The 17,114-nt window shown below is 46.5% G+C and carries 14 protein-coding genes; 1 reads left to right on the top strand and 13 read right to left on the bottom strand.

Annotated features, from left to right (window positions below; genetic code table 11):
* Positions 1-11: 11 nt before the first annotated feature.
* The 6 genes from AMS66_RS30760 to adhE form a co-directional block, all read right to left on the bottom strand.
* Complete coding sequence (locus tag AMS66_RS30760) at positions 12-842, bottom strand: carbohydrate ABC transporter permease (RefSeq protein WP_053784385.1); 831 nt, start codon at positions 840-842, stop codon at positions 12-14.
* A complete protein-coding gene (locus tag AMS66_RS30755; RefSeq protein ID WP_053784384.1) occupies positions 842-1,726 on the bottom strand; it encodes a carbohydrate ABC transporter permease in 885 nt (294 codons plus the stop codon). Before AMS66_RS30755 ends, AMS66_RS30760 begins: the two co-directional genes overlap by 1 nt.
* Before the next feature lie 162 nt (positions 1,727-1,888).
* Positions 1,889-3,253: an extracellular solute-binding protein gene (locus AMS66_RS30750; protein ID WP_053784383.1), complete on the bottom strand. Its 1,365-nt coding sequence runs from the start codon at positions 3,251-3,253 to the stop codon at positions 1,889-1,891.
* 214 nt (positions 3,254-3,467) lie between these two features.
* On the bottom strand, positions 3,468-4,220 hold the full coding sequence (gene pflA, locus AMS66_RS30745; protein WP_053784382.1) for a pyruvate formate-lyase-activating protein: 753 nt from the start codon (positions 4,218-4,220) through the stop codon (positions 3,468-3,470).
* An 83-nt stretch (positions 4,221-4,303) separates the two neighbouring features.
* On the bottom strand, positions 4,304-6,562 hold the full coding sequence (pflB, locus tag AMS66_RS30740; protein WP_053784381.1) for a formate C-acetyltransferase: 2,259 nt from the start codon (positions 6,560-6,562) through the stop codon (positions 4,304-4,306).
* A gap of 533 nt (positions 6,563-7,095) precedes the next feature.
* Positions 7,096-9,708, bottom strand: a complete 2,613-nt coding sequence (gene adhE / locus AMS66_RS30735; RefSeq protein WP_053784380.1) for a bifunctional acetaldehyde-CoA/alcohol dehydrogenase — start codon at positions 9,706-9,708, stop codon at positions 7,096-7,098.
* A gap of 431 nt (positions 9,709-10,139) precedes the next feature.
* Between adhE and AMS66_RS30730 the strand changes: the two genes are divergently transcribed.
* The gene (locus tag AMS66_RS30730; protein WP_053784379.1) at positions 10,140-10,856 is read left to right on the top strand and encodes a Crp/Fnr family transcriptional regulator; all 717 of its coding nucleotides are present in this window, start codon (positions 10,140-10,142) and stop codon (positions 10,854-10,856) included.
* Positions 10,857-10,937: 81 nt separating this feature from the next.
* Here the strand turns inward: AMS66_RS30730 and AMS66_RS30725 are convergent, their stop codons facing one another.
* The 7 genes from AMS66_RS30725 to AMS66_RS30695 all read right to left on the bottom strand — a co-directional run bounded on the left by AMS66_RS30725 (position 10,938) and on the right by AMS66_RS30695 (position 17,108).
* Positions 10,938-11,651, bottom strand: coding sequence for a hypothetical protein (locus AMS66_RS30725; RefSeq protein ID WP_053784378.1), 714 nt, complete (start codon positions 11,649-11,651; stop codon positions 10,938-10,940).
* A gap of 195 nt (positions 11,652-11,846) precedes the next feature.
* Positions 11,847-12,578, bottom strand: a complete 732-nt coding sequence (locus tag AMS66_RS30720) for a hypothetical protein (RefSeq protein ID WP_053784377.1) — start codon at positions 12,576-12,578, stop codon at positions 11,847-11,849.
* Between the two features lie 168 nt (positions 12,579-12,746).
* On the bottom strand, positions 12,747-13,043 hold the full coding sequence (locus tag AMS66_RS30715) for a winged helix-turn-helix transcriptional regulator (RefSeq protein WP_148565210.1): 297 nt from the start codon (positions 13,041-13,043) through the stop codon (positions 12,747-12,749).
* Positions 13,044-13,365: 322 nt separating this feature from the next.
* Positions 13,366-14,094, bottom strand: coding sequence for a ThuA domain-containing protein (locus AMS66_RS30710; RefSeq protein WP_053784375.1), 729 nt, complete (start codon positions 14,092-14,094; stop codon positions 13,366-13,368).
* Between the two features lie 24 nt (positions 14,095-14,118).
* Positions 14,119-15,087 (bottom strand): sugar phosphate isomerase/epimerase family protein, encoded by a 969-nt coding sequence (locus AMS66_RS30705; RefSeq protein WP_024631039.1) that lies wholly within the window; start codon positions 15,085-15,087, stop codon positions 14,119-14,121.
* A 181-nt stretch (positions 15,088-15,268) separates the two neighbouring features.
* Complete coding sequence (locus tag AMS66_RS30700) at positions 15,269-16,351, bottom strand: Gfo/Idh/MocA family protein (RefSeq protein ID WP_053784374.1); 1,083 nt, start codon at positions 16,349-16,351, stop codon at positions 15,269-15,271.
* Positions 16,344-17,108 carry a sugar phosphate isomerase/epimerase family protein gene (locus AMS66_RS30695; RefSeq protein ID WP_053784373.1) on the bottom strand — a complete coding sequence of 255 codons (765 nt, stop codon included), beginning with the start codon at positions 17,106-17,108 and terminating at the stop codon, positions 16,344-16,346. Before AMS66_RS30695 ends, AMS66_RS30700 begins: the two co-directional genes overlap by 8 nt.
* Between the last annotated feature and the right edge of the window lie 6 nt (positions 17,109-17,114).

Raw genomic sequence — 17,114 nt, 5'->3', positions numbered from 1 at the left:
CGCATCGTTAATTAACCTTTAACACTACCTGCCGTTACGCCTTCAATGATTTTCTCCTGCAATATGGCGTAGATCACAACAACCGGTACAACACTGTATACAATGCCTGCTGACATCTGGGCATAATTCATCTGATACTGATCACGAAACTGGACCATGCCGACAGGCAGTGTACGCAGTTTATCAGTGGATAAGAAATAGTTGGCGAGTAAAAATTCGTTCCAGTTGCCGAGGAAATTCACGATAAACACCGTAACAATGGCTGGAACTGTAAGGGGTATCACTATTCTAGCAAAGATACCCGGAGCTCTCAACCCATCCATAACCGCCGCTTCCTCAATTTCTCCAGGGAGCGACCGCATAAAGGCAGCCAAAATAATAATCGTGAACGGAATTGCATTCGCAACATATGGAATAATCAACGCCAGATGGGTATCCAATATGCCGAGCTTGCGTACAAGTAAGTATATTGGCAGCATGAGCGCATTGTTTGGAATCAGCATGCCCGCCAGAATGAGACTGTAGAAAAACATGCTCCATTTACGGTGTCTCATACGTGTTATAGCAAAAGCAAACATGGCACCAAGCACAATGGTTCCGATTGAGGACAAGACCGAAATGTACATACTGTTCCAGAAATACGTTCCAATCTTGGCATTTACCCAGGCTTCCACGTAGTTATTAAACTCCCAGGTGGAAGGCAGACCAAACGGATTCAGTGCAATCTCGTTGTTATCCTGCTTAAATGAAGAAAAGATTACGAATAAAAAGGGAAACAGAATTGCAAGTAGATACAACATCAACAACACATGAGGTATACTGCCTTTTATGCTCTTTGCCATCAATATTCCACCCTTTCGTTGTGTCTCGCCACCAGCAACTGATATACCGCGGTGAGCACAAGCGTCAGAGCAAAGATCAGAACCGCAATCGTATTGCCATAGCCGTATTTAAAGTTGGTAATCGCATATTTGATCATATACGTAGCAAGCACTTCGGTAGAGCCTGCGGGTCCACCTTTGGTCATAACCAGAACAATGTCAGCTGCCTTCATCGCTCCGGCAATGGACAACATAATGACGACGGAAATGATAGGTCTGATTAGTGGTAATGTAATTTTAAACGCTCTTTGTACAGCTGTGGCACCATCAATGGCTGCCGCTTCATCCAGATCTTTTGGAATAGCCAGAATGGCCGCCAAAACCATGACAATATAGAATCCCGTCCATTGCCAAGCATTGGTTACGAGAATAGATATCATTGCGAACCGGTTATCAGACAGCCAATAGACCGGCGAAATGCCTACGGTTCCAAGTAACTGATTCAACAGGCCGATGTTAGGCTCGTAGATGAAGCCCCACAGAATACCGATGACTGCCGTTGACATAATGGACGGCAAAAAAACGGCTGTTTTGTACAATCCTTTCAATTTCTTTACGTTCGCAATGAGCAGGGAAAACAGCACAATGATAGGCACCTGAATCAAAACGGAAAATGCGATAAAGAAACCGTTATTACGAGTAGAAATCCAAAAACGTTCGTCTGTCAGTGCTTTTGCATAATTGGACAGTCCCACAAAACGCGGCTCTGCGGATACCCCGTTCCAACTGGTCAAACTGTAATAGAGTGAACTGCCGATAGGATACAGGAAAAACATGATAAACAAGATCAGTGCCGGCAACACAAACAACGTATAGATCAACGGGCTGCGGAGTGAAGTATTCATGATCTACCTCCTTCAGTGACTTCAACTTCTTATGCTCATATATAGAGCAGATTCCTCAGCAGTAATTCTTTAGAACGGACCAAGGGTTATACCCCGGCCGTGTTCCAACCGGGGTAAACCAGCATGGTGTTAATAGGTACGCTTCTTTGCTTGAAAGATCATTTATTCTACGGAAGCATTAGCCTCTTCCTGAACCTTTTGCAATTCTTCAGCCATTTTCTCTGGCGTCGTCTGTCCACCAACCAGCTTCTGAATTTGCAGGTTGCCGATCTCTGTCGTAACATCAGCTTGAACGAGTGCATCAAATGCCGGGAACGAAGTCTGGGATGCATTCAGAACAGCTACGATTTCTTTCATCAAATCGTCGGTGATGCTGTCTGTCAGCACTTTTTCATCCAGTTTCATCGCCGGTAACACACCATCTTCTACGAGCCCACGTACTTGCATATCTTCGTTGTAGAAGTTTTTGATAAAGGCTTTAACAGCCGCCAGCTTCTGCGGGTCATCCGCAGCCGCTGCGGAGAAACCGTATCCATTATTGACGTCACGCATCAGGGCTGTCTGATCTCCTACACCGTTCTCTACCGGAGGCATATTGAAGAAACCAACTTTGCCAATGAGCGACTCTCCGCTCTGCCCTTCCTTAAATACAGATGATTTCCACGTTCCGTCATACATCAGAATCGCTTCACCGCTCGTAAATTGAGTTGTATATTCAGCATATTCATAGCCAAGCTCGCCTTTTTTGAAGTAACCTTTATCCACCCATTCCTTATGTTTCGCAAATCCAGCTACAACGCCTGGATCGGTCCATTTCGCTTCACCTGTAGCAAACTTCGCTGTAATATCAGGTCCGGCGTAACGGGACCACAGATGGTTCGTTAACATGAGTGGAACCCAGCCTGCTTTGGAAGCAGAAGCAAGTGGTACCTTGCCATCAGCCTTGATTTCAGCGAGCATATTATCCATCTCAGCCATTGTTGAAGGCGCTTTCCAACCTTTTTGCGTAAAATACTCTTTGTTGTAGAAGAATCCTTCACCCGATCCCCCAATAGGCAGTCCGTACACTTTGCCTTCATAGGTGAATGGTTCAAGTGATGAAAATTGGTCCTGAATGCCCAGTTCTTGCAGAATCGGCGTGAGATCCAACAACATGCCTTCTTTGGCATATACTTTGGAGTCCGGACTACCAAACAATTCGAAGATATCCGGCGGATTGCCCGCTGCCATCTCCCCACGAAGTTTCTCCTTGCGGTTTACATCGGATTCAACTCCGTCCAGTGTAAAGGTAAGGTTAGGTACTTCGCTCTCCACTTTGGCCACGACGTCCTGCAGAATGGCCAGCCTTTTTTGTTTGTCGGCACCCACCTGAGTGTGACGGAGAAGCATCTCAACCGGTTCCTTGCTTGTCTCTGCAGGCGTATTGCCTGCTCCCTGCTGTGGTTCGCTGCTTGAGCTTGAACATCCCGCCAGCGTCCATGAAGTGATAAGCAATAATGAAAGCAGTAATGTCATTCCTTTTTTCATTCGTATGACCCTCCTCAAGATATTGAGCATTTGGCTTTACACTCTGATTATAAAAAGTTGTAGCTTACATCGTAAGGATGACAATTCATCAATTGAGGGATAAAATCCTTCACTGGACAAATAATCTTGCATTTACAATTGATAACAGCAAAAAAACAGCCCCTGCGAAACATGTTCGCAAAGACTGCTTGGTTGGTAAAACTGTATGTTACGTTTACTTATTGGAGTAAACCATGCCAGCTGTTTCCGTACGACCTTGTTCAATCAAACGATACGCCCGCTCTACTTCCTCATCACTTGGAGAAGGAACACCATCGAGCGGATATGCTTTCCCAAGCGCCTGCCATTTGTAAATACCCATCTGATGATAAGGCAGGATTTCGAACTTTTCGACTCCATTTAGCGTTCCAATAAACCGCCCCAGATTGAGCAAATCTTCTTCCTCGTTGTGAATCCCCGGCACATACACGTGGCGAATCCACATTTTTCGTCCATTGTCTGATAACCACTGTGCGGTTCGCAACGTTCTCTCGTTGGATTTGCCTGTCAGCTTGATATGTTTCTCATCATTGATGTGCTTCAGATCCAGCAGAACCAAATCCGTGTTATCTAACAAATCATGAATCCGATCCGGTTCATTAAAACCGTTACTATCCAGTGTAGTGTGCAATCCCCAGCGGCGTTTCGCTTCTTTGAAAACTTCGGCTACAAAATGAGCCTGCAATGTCGGCTCCCCGCCGGATACCGTAAGTCCTCCGCCAGAACTGCGATAGTAGGACAAGTATGGCTCGATTTCAGCCAGTACCTCCTCCACGCTCATTTCCCTGCCACCATCCAATGCCCATGTATCCGGATTGTGACAATACTGGCATTTGAGCAGACATCCCTGCATAAAAAGCACGAAGCGGATGCCTGGGCCGTCAACCGTCCCGAAAGTTTCGAGTGAATGAATATGTCCGTTAACCATGCTGCCTCTTCCTTTCTGTATCCGCATCCGCTGTGCGTTATTATGGAGATTCTACTGCTTTGAACCGTTGAGTTAGGTCCAAATTACATCGAACCGTGGAAGGTCCGGTTAATAACATCGAGTTGTTGCTCACGCGTCAGTTTGATGAAGTTAACCGCATAACCGGATACCCGTACAGTCAGCTGTGGATAGTTTTCTGGGTGATCCATCGCGTCAATCAACTGCTGACGATCAAATACGTTCACGTTCAGATGGTGTGCCCCTTGACCAAAATAACCGTCCATCATGGCAACCAGATTGGATTTGCGTGTGTCTGACTCTTTTCCCAGTGCCTTAGGCACGATGGAGAATGTGTTAGAAATTCCATCAAGGCTGTGTTCATACGGCAGTTTGGCTACAGAGCCTAGAGATGCCAATGCACCTTTTTTATCACGACCATGCATTGGGTTTGCCCCTGGTGCAAACGGTTCGCCCGCTTTACGACCATCCGGTGTTGTACCTGTTTTCTTGCCATACACCACGTTGGATGTGATCGTCAGTACGGATTGAGTTGGAACCGCATTACGGTATGCTTTGTGTTTGCGAATCATGCCCATGAAACTTTCTACCAGTTCTACTGCAATGTTGTCCACACTGTCTTCATTGTTACCGTAACAAGGGAACTCGCCTTCAATTTCAAAATCAATTGCGATGCCTTGTTCGTTGCGAATCGGTTTAACTTTGGCATATTTGATCGCACTCAGGGAGTCTGCTGCAACCGAGAGACCGGCAATACCACAAGCCATCGTACGAACGATGTCGCGGTCATGCAGGGCCATTTCGATACGCTCATAGCTGTATTTGTCATGCATGTAGTGAATGACGTTGAGTGAGTTCATATACAGTTTGGCAAGCCACTCCATCATCGGTTTGAAACGTTTCATAACTTCATTGTAATCCAGTACTTCACTTGTGATTGCCGGATATTCAGGTCCAACTTGTGCTCCCGATTTCTCGTCACGACCGCCGTTGATAGCATACAGCAAGGCTTTTGCGAGGTTTGCACGAGCGCCGAAGAACTGCATTTGTTTCCCGATCTTCATTGCAGATACGCAGCAAGCAATACCATAATCGTCTCCGTAGATCGGACGCATCAGATCATCATTTTCGTACTGGATGGAACTCGTTTCGATAGATACTTTCGTACAGTATTGTTTGAACGATTCCGGAAGCTTGGTGGACCAGAGTACCGTCAGGTTCGGCTCAGGTGCAGGACCAAGGTTGTTCAGGGTGTGCAGGAAACGGAAGCTGTTTTTCGTAACACGGGTTTCTCCATTTACGGACATGCCTCCGATAGATTCAGTTACCCATGTTGGGTCTCCACTGAACAATTCATTATAGTCCGGCGTACGCAGGAATTTGACGATCCGCAGTTTCATAACAAAATGGTCAACCAACTCTTGAGCCTGTTCCTCAGTTAACAAGCCTTCTTGCAAATCACGTTCAATGTAGATATCAAGGAACGAAGAAACACGTCCAAGGGACATCGCCGCACCGTTTTGCTCTTTGATCGCAGCCAGGTAACCGAAGTAGAGCCATTGGAACGCTTCTTTTGCGGTTGTGGCTGGCAAGGAGATATCGAAACCGTGCATTTCGCCCAGTTGTTTTAACTCTTGCAATGCACGAATCTGTTCGGACAGTTCTTCACGCAGGCGAATGACATCTTCATCAATCACGTCGACTTCAAGTGCATTCAGTTCGCCTTTTTTATTCCGAATCAGGAAGTCTACGCCATAGAGAGCTACCCGACGATAGTCACCGATGATGCGGCCACGGCCGTAAGCATCTGGCAGACCGGTAATAATGCCTGCTTTACGTGCTGCACGCATGTCGGATGTGTAAGCATCGAATACGCCTTGGTTATGTGTTTTGCGGATGTTCGTAAATATATCAATGACGCCTTGAGGCATTTCGAAGCCATATGCTTCACAAGCATCAATCATCATGCGGATTCCGCCGAATGGCTGAATGGAACGTTTGAATGGAGCATCCGTTTGAACACCAACAATCTGCTCTTTGGATTGATCCAGATACCCTGGTTGGTGAGAAACAATGGTTGCTGGCGTGTTTACATCAACATCGAGTACCCCGCCGTTATCGCGTTCTTTTTTGGTTAGATCGGATACGATATCCCATAAATCTTTCGTATTCTGGGTTGCACCTGCAAGAAATGCTTCGTCGCCATAGTAAGGTGATAAGTTGCGTACCAGAAAATCATTCACATCTACGGATTTCGTCCATGTTCCTTTGGTAAAGTTTCTCCAGCCTGTTTGTTGTTTGACATCTTTTTCGATCACCGACATAGTAATCCCTCCACAAATTTGGATTTCCGGACACATGACAGGATGCTTCACTCGTCTCATCTGTGCCCAGAGCCGCGATTAATGTGATTAATTTCACATGTGAGCCGGAACATGTTCTCTCTACTTGGGAACCGGAACCGCGGATGAATGTTTTTCTTACATTTTCAGTATACTTCTTCGTTCTTTCAGCATCTGTGATTTATATCACAAAGTCCGTGACCATCCTCACTTCACCTATGCTGTATCAAGGTGAAGGTAACAATTTACACAGGATCACTGCGTGGCAGAACACTCTTCCGATCGCTGTTATCCCCAGATTTTTTTGATTCTCTTTGAAAAAGGTAAAATCCGGGGATAAAGGCGAACGCTTCGCTTTTTCAGGTTATTTCTACCCCTCCGTTGTCGTGTAAAGCGTTAAATTCAATGGCTACCCCAAGGATTCCGTTTACCTTTTACGGGAAAGACGGCAATCGGGGCTCCCCTTACGGGGAACCCTGAGTATATCTGCCTAAACCCTGCTGTTGCTTTAATTGTTATTCAAACTTGCCGTAGAAAGCATTGCGGTATACATCTGCCAGTTCAGTTACGAGCGGCATTTTTGGATTGGCGGTTGTACATTGGTCCTCGAATGCACGGTCTGCCAAATAATCCACATGTGCTTCAAAGTCTTTGGCATCAAATCCGATTTCCTGGAACGACTCTTCAATACCCAATGTTTTGTTCAGTTTGCGAATCGCATTGATGAGGCTGGTAACGCCTTCTTCTGTCGTACGTGCAGGCAATCCCAGAATGCGGGCAATTTCGGCATAACGCTCATCTGCAACAAAGTGCGAATATTTAGGGAACGATGCAAACTTGGTCGGTTTTTTCGCATTGTAGCGAATGACGTGCGGCATCAGGATCGCATTGGTACGTCCATGTGCGGTATGGTACTGACCGCCCCATTTGTGTGCCAAGCTGTGGTTAATACCCAGGAATGCGTTGGCAAAAGCCATACCGGCAATCGTCGAAGCATTATGCATTTTCTCACGAGCCAATTTGTCACCTTGCAGCGCCGATTGCTCGAGGTATTGGAATACCAGTTGAATCGCTTTGATCGCGAGACCATCCGTGTAATCATTCGCCATGACAGAAACATACGCTTCGATCGCGTGAGTCAATACGTCCATACCTGTGTCCGCAACAGCGGTTTTAGGCAGAGAATATACGAATTCCGGGTCTACGATGGCGACGTCTGGTGTCAATTCGTAGTCGGCCAGCGGATATTTGGTATTTCCTTGATTTTTGTCTGTGATAACCGCGAACGATGTTACTTCCGAACCTGTGCCCGAAGTTGTAGGGATGGCGACGAATTTCGCTTTCACGCCGAGACGTGGATATTTGTAGATCCGTTTGCGGATATCCATGAATTTTTGTTTCAAGTCGTTGAAGTCCGTGTCCGGATATTCATAGAACAACCACATCGCTTTGGCAGCATCCATCGGTGATCCCCCGCCAAGTGCGATAATGCAGTCTGGCTGGAAGCGACGCATCATTTCCGTTCCGCGGTCTACCGTTGTTGTAGATGGATCGGGTTCTACATCTGAGAACACTTCAATGGCTACCGGCATTTGACGTTGACGCAGATAGTGCTCTACTTTTTCCACATAACCGAGTTTGACCATCATCGCATCCGTAATAATGGCTACACGTGTGATGTCCGGCATTTTGGCAAGATACTGTGTTGCACCTTTTTCGAAGTAGACTTTGTTCGGCACTTTGAACCACTGCATATTCACGGTACGGCGAGCCACCCTTTTCACGTTAATTAAGTTCACAGCGGTTACGTTGGAAGAAGTCGAGTTACGTCCGTACGATCCGCAGCCCAGTGTCAGTGACGGCATGTTGGTGTTGTATATGTCACCGATGGCGCCGTGTGTGGATGGTGAATTCACGATAATCCGTCCGGTTTGCAGACGATCTGCGAATTTGCCAATCACTTCTTCGTTCGTCGAATGAATAACGGAGGAGTGACCCATGCCGCCAAAAGCAACCACTTCTGCTGCACGCTCAATCCCTTCAGCTGCCGTTTTCACTTTGTAACAAGCCAGTACCGGGCTTAGTTTCTCAGCCGACAATGGAAATTTCGTGCCTACCCCTTCAATCTCGGCAACGAGAATTTTGGTGCCAGCAGGAACCTCGATGCCGCACATTTTCGCAATGCTGACTGCAGATTGACCTACAATCGCCGGGTTCACCGCACATTTCTCAGCGTTAATCGCACCTGCGGTCAGTTTGGCAGCCTCATCCTTGTTAACGAAGTAACAGCCATTGGCAATCATTTTCTTTTTCACTTGATCGAAGATCGGTTCTTCAATGATGACCGCTTGCTCGGAAGCACAGATCATACCGTTATCAAACGATTTGGACAAAATCAAATCCGTTACCGCTTGGTTGATATCTGCACTTTTCTCGATAAAGCAAGGTACGTTCCCTGGCCCTACGCCCAGTGCCGGTTTACCACAGCTGTAAGCGGCCCGTACCATGCCTGATCCGCCTGTCGCCAGAATGAGCGCTACATCGTTATGATTCATCAGGGCGTTTGTACGATCCATGGAAGGATCATCAATCCATTGGATACAGTCCGCTGGAGCGCCATGCTTCACCGCAGCTTCAAGCAGAATTTTGGCGGCTTCCCGGCTACAGTTCTGTGCAGATGGGTGGAAGCCGAAGATGATCGGGTTACGCGTTTTGATGGATATCAGTGCTTTGAACATCGTGGTGGATGTCGGATTCGTTACTGGAGTAATCCCCATGATGATGCCGACAGGCTCCGCAATTTTCTGGAAGCTTTCGTATTCGTTATCTTCAATAACCCCTACTGTTTTGTCATATTTGATGCTATGATACACATATTCTGTTGCAAATATATTTTTGGTGATTTTATCCTCATACACACCCCGGCCTGTTTCTTCCACAGCCATTTTGGCGAGCATCATATGTTTGTCCAGACCTGCCAGCGCCATTGCTTGCACGATGCGGTCAATCTGTTTCTGATCCATGGACATGAATGCTGCGTGTGCTTTATTCGCTTTGTCAATTAACGTTTGAATATACTGACCTGCTGTCGGTTCTTTTACTGGGGCGACTTCGTTCTTTACAGCCATCTCCCTCATCCTCCTAAAGGTTCGTATTGGTTTGTCTCTCTTCTTTACATTCACATCGTATCATGGGGAAAGGGTAAATTATGTGATTTTTTTCACAAAGTATAACAAATTTAATTTAAGTTTTTTAGTGTCCCTCATCTTGCCATTTACACTTCCTATTTAAACTATAGGGCTGTTAGATTCATCCTCTCCTTTAGAAAGTGAATTTAATCACAATGTTTGAAATTTCGCCATTTTTGCACCCTTTCCATGCCCCTCAAACGGCAAGATAAGGTATATACTGAACTTAAAAATTGAACCACCGCAATTTGTACCGTCCTTCCCGGCCGAGAGATGACCCTGATCAGGACGGCAACGGTTTGCGGCGAACCACGGGGGCCAGTCCAAGCTGCAGAAGGCCGTCCGATGGACACAAAAGGGGAGATAGACTTATGAGAGAACAACTGAGTGTACTGGAAAAACGCGGCAATACCAACTGTTTCTCGGAAGCGAATTTCAACCATCTGCTCGTAACGATGAAGGACAGAACCTATCCGGAAGGAACCCATCTGTATTGGGAAGGAGATGTCTCTGACAAACTTTATTATATGAAACGGGGCCGGGCACAGATTACCAAATCCACGGATGAAGGCAAGGAATTGATTATGTACATGTATCAGTCCGGGGATATGATTGGTCAGGCTGACCCGTTCTTTGGGTCCAAACACAGCTTCTCGGCGGAAGTGCTGGAGGATAGTGAGATCGGAGTACTGGAGCACAAAGACCTGGAGATGCTGATCTGCCAACATTGTGACTTCGCCATCGATTTTATGAAATGGATGGGTATCCATCACCGGTTGACCCAGACGAAATTCCGCGATCTGATGTTATATGGCAAACCGGGCGCGCTCTGCTCTACGCTGATTCGGTTGTCCAATTCCTATGGCGAGCCTCATGGGGATCATGTCATCATTCATAAAAAAATAACCCACACGGATTTGTCCAATATGATTGGAGCGACCCGTGAAAGTGTCAATCGCATGTTAAGCGACCTGCGCAAAAAAGACGCCATTGAATATGACAACGGCATGATCGTCATCAAGGATCTGAACATGCTGCAAGGTATCTGCCACTGCGAATTGTGTCCTAACGAGATTTGCCGGATCTGACGCTTTCCCCGTCCTGTAACCATCTTATATGCAAATAAAAAAAGCCCATCTTCTGAGTCGAAGATTGGGCTTCTGTTATGCTCAGGATACAGTAGTCAATTCGAGCTTTACTGCATCACGTGGATTCAACTTCATGTCCAAACCGTTTTCCATCAGTTCCTTGTCATTCACCATGATCATCCAGCGTTGGTTCATCCGGGGAATTACATTTTCAACTGAAACAACAAATTTGTTGTTCTCCGACATCCTTACAATTCCACTGGACTTTAATACATCACGCACCGTACACTCCTGAACATACACCCCGGCATATTGACGATTGAGATTCGGCATAATATTTCCGCCGCTCACCTTGAGCAATGTTGTTTGGTAAGCAACATCGTCTCCCCCATTGTCAGCGGCTTTAACATATATGATCACTTCATCTTTGGCATGAAGCTCCATGTCCCAATTTTCGGGGTCAATATCCTTGCCATTCAGTTTGACAGCCCAGCTGAGTGAGGAATCCAGCGAAACTTCCCCAACGGATTGGATCCGCTTACCATCTGCCGTAAAATCGACAAGTCCACTGTTCATTAGTGCTTTCTTGAGCGTCAGACCTTCACTGAAATCTCGCTTAATGGACTTTGTTGCGTCAGGTAAAAAAGTACTGCCATCCACTGCCACTGTAATTGTATTCTGTGATTCGGTCTCTTTGACGATAGGCTGTTCGGAAGGCTGTGTCTCGCTGCACCCGGCCAATATAACCAGAATAAACAGACATATACCTATGTAACCGGGGATTCTCTTCTTCATGTAGGTAACACCACCCTGCGTAAAATCATTCACCCTGTTGTCCATAACCTCTATTATGGCACAAAATTCATGCAAAAAAAGTGTCAATGCCGTTACTTTTCATCCAGCAGCGTCCATAAGTGGTTGGTACAACACAAAGAGCCTGCAAGCAGGCTCTTTGGCTCGAATCATCACTACAGTCAACTGGTTACGTTATTACTGGACACAAGCCTGCATATAGGTACGGCCTCCGTCTCCATCCTTCAGATACGGATTGAGCCCAAAGAACTGTTCCTCCGACACATAAACGCCTGTCAGCAAACGCCCTTCAAGTAATCCACCATCCACCTGTACACAGAATGAAGGTGCATCCACATATTCCTGGTAGAGCGGAATCTGACCAGCTGAATGGTGTACCTTGGATGCCTTGCCCTGCTCATGCAGCGGCCGTTCAGAGAAATAGGTAGGTACAATATAACGGGCAATCACATCCAGCTCCTGTACAGTGTAAAAGGTGTCATCACCTAGCCAGGGCGCAAACATACGGATCTTCTCATATTGTGACCATACAATCGCCTGAATCAGCATCTCCGCTTGAACAAAACGACCTTCGCCCACATTCAGATATACAGGTTCTTCATGAAAGTTGGATTCGGCCTGAATTCCGATGGAATCGGGTTGTCTCAGTTCACATCCGATACATTTCCAACCTCTTGCTGTCTGAATCCATTTTTGCAGTACCGCCGGAGCCATTACCTGACCATTGCTATTGTTGGAATGAGTCTTCTCTCCTGCAACATCATCCTTAACCGACGGGGAATATGAAATTCGCTTAAATAGCTCCGCAGCTTTTTTGTAGATCAGATGTACCTGGATGGATGCGCTCTCAAGTTCTGCAATATCTTGTTTGCCGTAGCGTACTTCACGGGATAAGCTTTCTTCTCTCATGACAAGTGGCCTCCTCGCTCCGGCCGCCTGCGGCCATTTTATTTTACAATTATACTACAACTCGCGACAACATGTGCAGAACCCTTAAGACAAAAACTCCTGATTTCCACTGGAAATCAAGAGCCTTTATCCCATCACTTCCTTTAGTTTGAGCCGGGGAAGCTGTTATTAATCAACCCACTGCTCTGCCCAGTCTTGAATTTGATTCATAACGGGCTGCAGCGCCTTGCCTTTCTCTGTCAGTTCATATTCAATACGAACTGGCGTCTCCGGATAGACATGGCGGATCAGAATTCCTTCGCTCTCCAGATCCTTCATCCGTTCTGACAGCATCTTATCACTCATCGATGGAATCAGGTTGGAGATATCCTTGAATCGCTTCGAACCACTCATCAACGTTTGAATAATCAGACCGTTCCAGCGCTTACCCAAAAAAGAAAACGCCGTCTCAAAGCGCGGACACATCCGCAGATCTTGGCCTTCCACATTAATCACCTCTTTAGAGATCACTCAACTTACGTTTAGTTAGTATATTTCATAATAACATATTTAAGTCTCAAAGAAAACGTCTGCCGCTAAAAAGTTAAAATTTTAGAAGCATAACTCAACTTCGATGATACAACTCAGTATACATCACATGGGACAGAGGAACCATGGGAAAATATCGTCTAACTCCCATGTAGCTATCTTACCCAAAAAGAACCCAGCTGCCACAGTCATATTTGACTTGGAGAAGGGTTCTCTGGAATAGGTTTTATTATATGCGTTCACACAGCCAATTTGTGGCTTAAACCAGCACGTTACCAAGTGATCTTACAGGTTCGCTAAAGCCAAATTCCGGCTTAACGTTGCGCGCAGGATATGCCCACTTCACTCCATTGCTGATCACTTTTAAAATTTCCGGATTGTAGAAGGTCGGGTATGTTTCATGACCTGGACGGAAATAAAAGATTTTGCCTGAACCGCGGAGGAATGTACATCCACTCCGGAATACCTCTCCGCCTTGGAAGTTGCTTACAAACACCAGCTCATCCGGCACTGGAATATCGAAGAATTCCCCGTACATCTCTTCTTTTTCCAGAATAATCTTGCCATTGATGCCCTCGGCAATCGGATGGGACGGATTCACACACCAGATAATCTCCTGCTCATTGGCTTCACGCCATTTCAGATCACAACTTGTGCCCATCAGCGCCTTGAATGGCTTGGAGAAGTGACCGGAGTGCAGCACTATCAACCCCATACCATCCAGGACCCGCTGTGCAACCTTCTGTGAGATCTCGTCGCTCACACGATCATGCGCCATATGTCCCCACCATATAAGCACATCTGTAGAATTCAGCACCTCATCACTTAATCCATGCTCGGGCTGATCCAGTGTTGCTGTACGAATAGCAAAGCCTTCGCCTCCCAGTCCGTTTGCCAACGCCATGTGCAAACCGTCTGGATAGACTTCCCTTACTTCATCGTGAATTTTCTCATGGACAAATTCATTCCAAATGGTGACGTTAATCATATTCAATTTCCCCCTAGTGTAACTCTAAACCCACCACATATCTCCCAGCGGTTCTTCAATCAATACTTGTTGGAGATTTTGCACAGCTTTAGAGAATCCTTCTTCTACCGACATCAGACCATCTTCGTGTTCAATACTTACAACATAATCATATCCGACCAGACGCAGAGCGCTAATAATATCAGCCCAAGTCTTGTTATCGTGACCGTAACCGACCGAGCGGAACTGCCAAGCACGATCAAGCATGTTTGTGTAATCCTGCATATCCGTTACACCATATTTGTTCACGTTAATTGGATCAATAGTTGTATCTTTCGCGTGGAAGTGATGAATCGCGCCTTCACGTCCCAGAATGTGGATCGCTTGTACCGGATCAATCCCTTGCCACCACATGTGGCTTGGGTCCAGGTTGGCGCCAATCACTTCACCTGCTGCTTCACGCAGTCTCAGCAAGGTAGCTGGTGTATGCACCGAGAATCCACCGTGCAGCTCCAGTCCCACTTTCACATTGTGATCCGCAGCGAATTTGCCCCACTCTGTCCAGTAAGGGATAACTTTGTTGTCCCATTGCCATTTGAGAACTTCTTGGAAGTCATTCGGCCATGGCGCAACAGGCCAGTTCGGATATTTGGCATCCTCATGGTCTCCCGGACAACCGGAGAAAGTATTTACAACAGGAACTTCCAGTTTCTCAGCCAGTTCTACCGTCTTAACGAAATCATCGTGAAATCCCTTCGCAATATCCTTTTGTGGATGAAGCGGGTTACCGTGACAGCTCAATGCGCTGATGGTCAGACCGCGGGATTCTACTGCATTTTTGAAGTTTTTCAATGCTGTCGGGTTGCTCAGCAGCTCATCCGGTTTGCAATGAGCATTCCCTGGATGTCCACCTGTTCCGATTTCTACTGCTTTCAAGCCTTTGGATGCTACATAGTCGAGTGCATCCTCCAATTTACGTCCTCCGAATAGTACCAAAAATACGCCGAGTTTCAAGTGCGATTCCTCCCTAGATTAGATATCATATTAATTGCTGGTTTTATGAACAATGAACTGCATAAATATACCGTTCAGATCACATAATTGTATCATTATTGTGGAAAATCAAGAGCTATTCTATCCTGAAATTAATCGTAAGAATACTGGTTATTTTCATTGGAAATGATACCCTGCCGGTTTAGTCGAAATAAACCGCTTTGCCTGTCTGAGCAGACTCGTAGATTGCTTCAAGGATTTGAGTAACCACGATGGCTTGCTCAGGTTTTACAACTGGATCCTTGTCTTCAATAATCGCGTCAAGCCACATTCTCGCTTCACGATCCGCTTCATTTTCTGCGCTGCCGGAATAAAAAGCAACTCCACCTGCGTCCAGATCCACCTTGGTTTCATACAGACGACTGCGCTTCTCGCCATTGATCCGCAGACCATCCTTCATATCCGCGCCACCTTCTGTACCGCAGAGCAGTGATTTGGCTTCACCGAACTCAGCTACATTCAATGCCCAGCTGGATTCGATAATGATCGTGGCACCATTCTCCATCGTCACAAATCCGAATGCAGAATCCTCCACCTTGAATTGTTCCGGGTCCCACGGTCCGAAAGCGTTCGCCGCATTTTCACGCTGACCCAGCTTATGGAATGTGGAGCCCATAACACTCTTCGGCTTGTAATTATCCATCAACCAAAGCGTCAGGTCCAGCGCATGAGTACCGATATCAATCAACGGTCCTCCGCCCTGCTTTTCCTCGTCAAGAAACACACCCCAGGTAGGTACAGCACGGCGGCGAAGTGCAATCGCCTTACCGAAATAAATTTCGCCCAGCTCGCCTTCTTCACACATTTGTTTCAGGTATTGGCTGTCATTGCGGAAACGGTTTTGATATGCAATGGACAGCTTTTTGCCTGTACGTTGTGCGGCTTCAAGCATAGCCTGCGCTTGTGCAGACGTCTTCGCCATTGGCTTTTCACACATTACATGTTTGCCCGCCTCAAGAGACGCGACCGTGATGACGGAATGGGAGTCGTTTGGTGTACACACGTGTACCACATCAATGCTCTCATCCTTCAGCATCTCGTTATAATCCGTATATACTTTGGCTCCCTCAGCACCGAATTCTGCTGCGGCCTCCTCCGCACGTTCCTTCACAATGTCACAGAAAGCGACCATACGGCCCTGAGATTGTTTGGACAAGCTGGGCATATGTTTACCTTTGGCGATTCCGCCACAACCTACGATGGCGATATTAAGTACTTTAGACATGAACAAGTCCTCCATTAGCGGCATATTTTCTAATCCAGTTCATACTGCTCTCGATGCTTTGCAGTGGAGGATTCTGGCATACATCCTGTTCCACAACAAGCCACTCGGCTCCCGCTTGATCTGACGCTGTAGCTACAGCCCCCAGATCTATCTCGCCTTGGCCAAATTCCACTGTCAGGACTTGACCTTCTGAACGGCGCATATCTTTCCAATGGACCAGTGGCAGACGTCCCGCATACTTCGCGATGACCTCTGTTGGAGGGTATCCTGCGGCGTGAGCCCAACACGAATCCAGCTCTACTTGCAGATGGGAAGCGGTTACGGTATCATACATCGCGTATAACGCCGGCTGACCTTCAACCTGCTCCGTAAATTCAAAATCATGATTGTGATACATTAACACCATGTCCTGGGCTGCACATTTCTCACCAATCTCATTCATGGAAGCAAATACGTTATCCCATTGCCGTTGTTCTTCCGACAGATAAGGGACAATCAGGTTTCTGTTTCCGATGGCTTTGTGATAAGCGATCACGCCATCGAGATCCTCAAGCAGACTATTGTACTGAACATGGGTACCAACGATTTCCAGACTGAATTCATCCAGAATGGCCCTTACTTCTTCCGGACTATGCCCGTAAAAGTTGTGGAACTCTACGCCTTGATATCCAAGCTCTGCAACCTTGGCAAGTGTACCTTTGAAATCGAGCTCCAGTTCATCACGTACCGTGTATAGCTGTAATCCAACCTTCAACATTTACTG

This window comes from Paenibacillus xylanivorans, assembly GCF_001280595.1.
In the GTDB taxonomy this organism is placed as follows: domain Bacteria; phylum Bacillota; class Bacilli; order Paenibacillales; family Paenibacillaceae; genus Paenibacillus; species Paenibacillus xylanivorans.
Note: the sequence above shows the minus strand (reverse complement) of the source record. Positions and strands in the feature narration are given on the sequence as shown.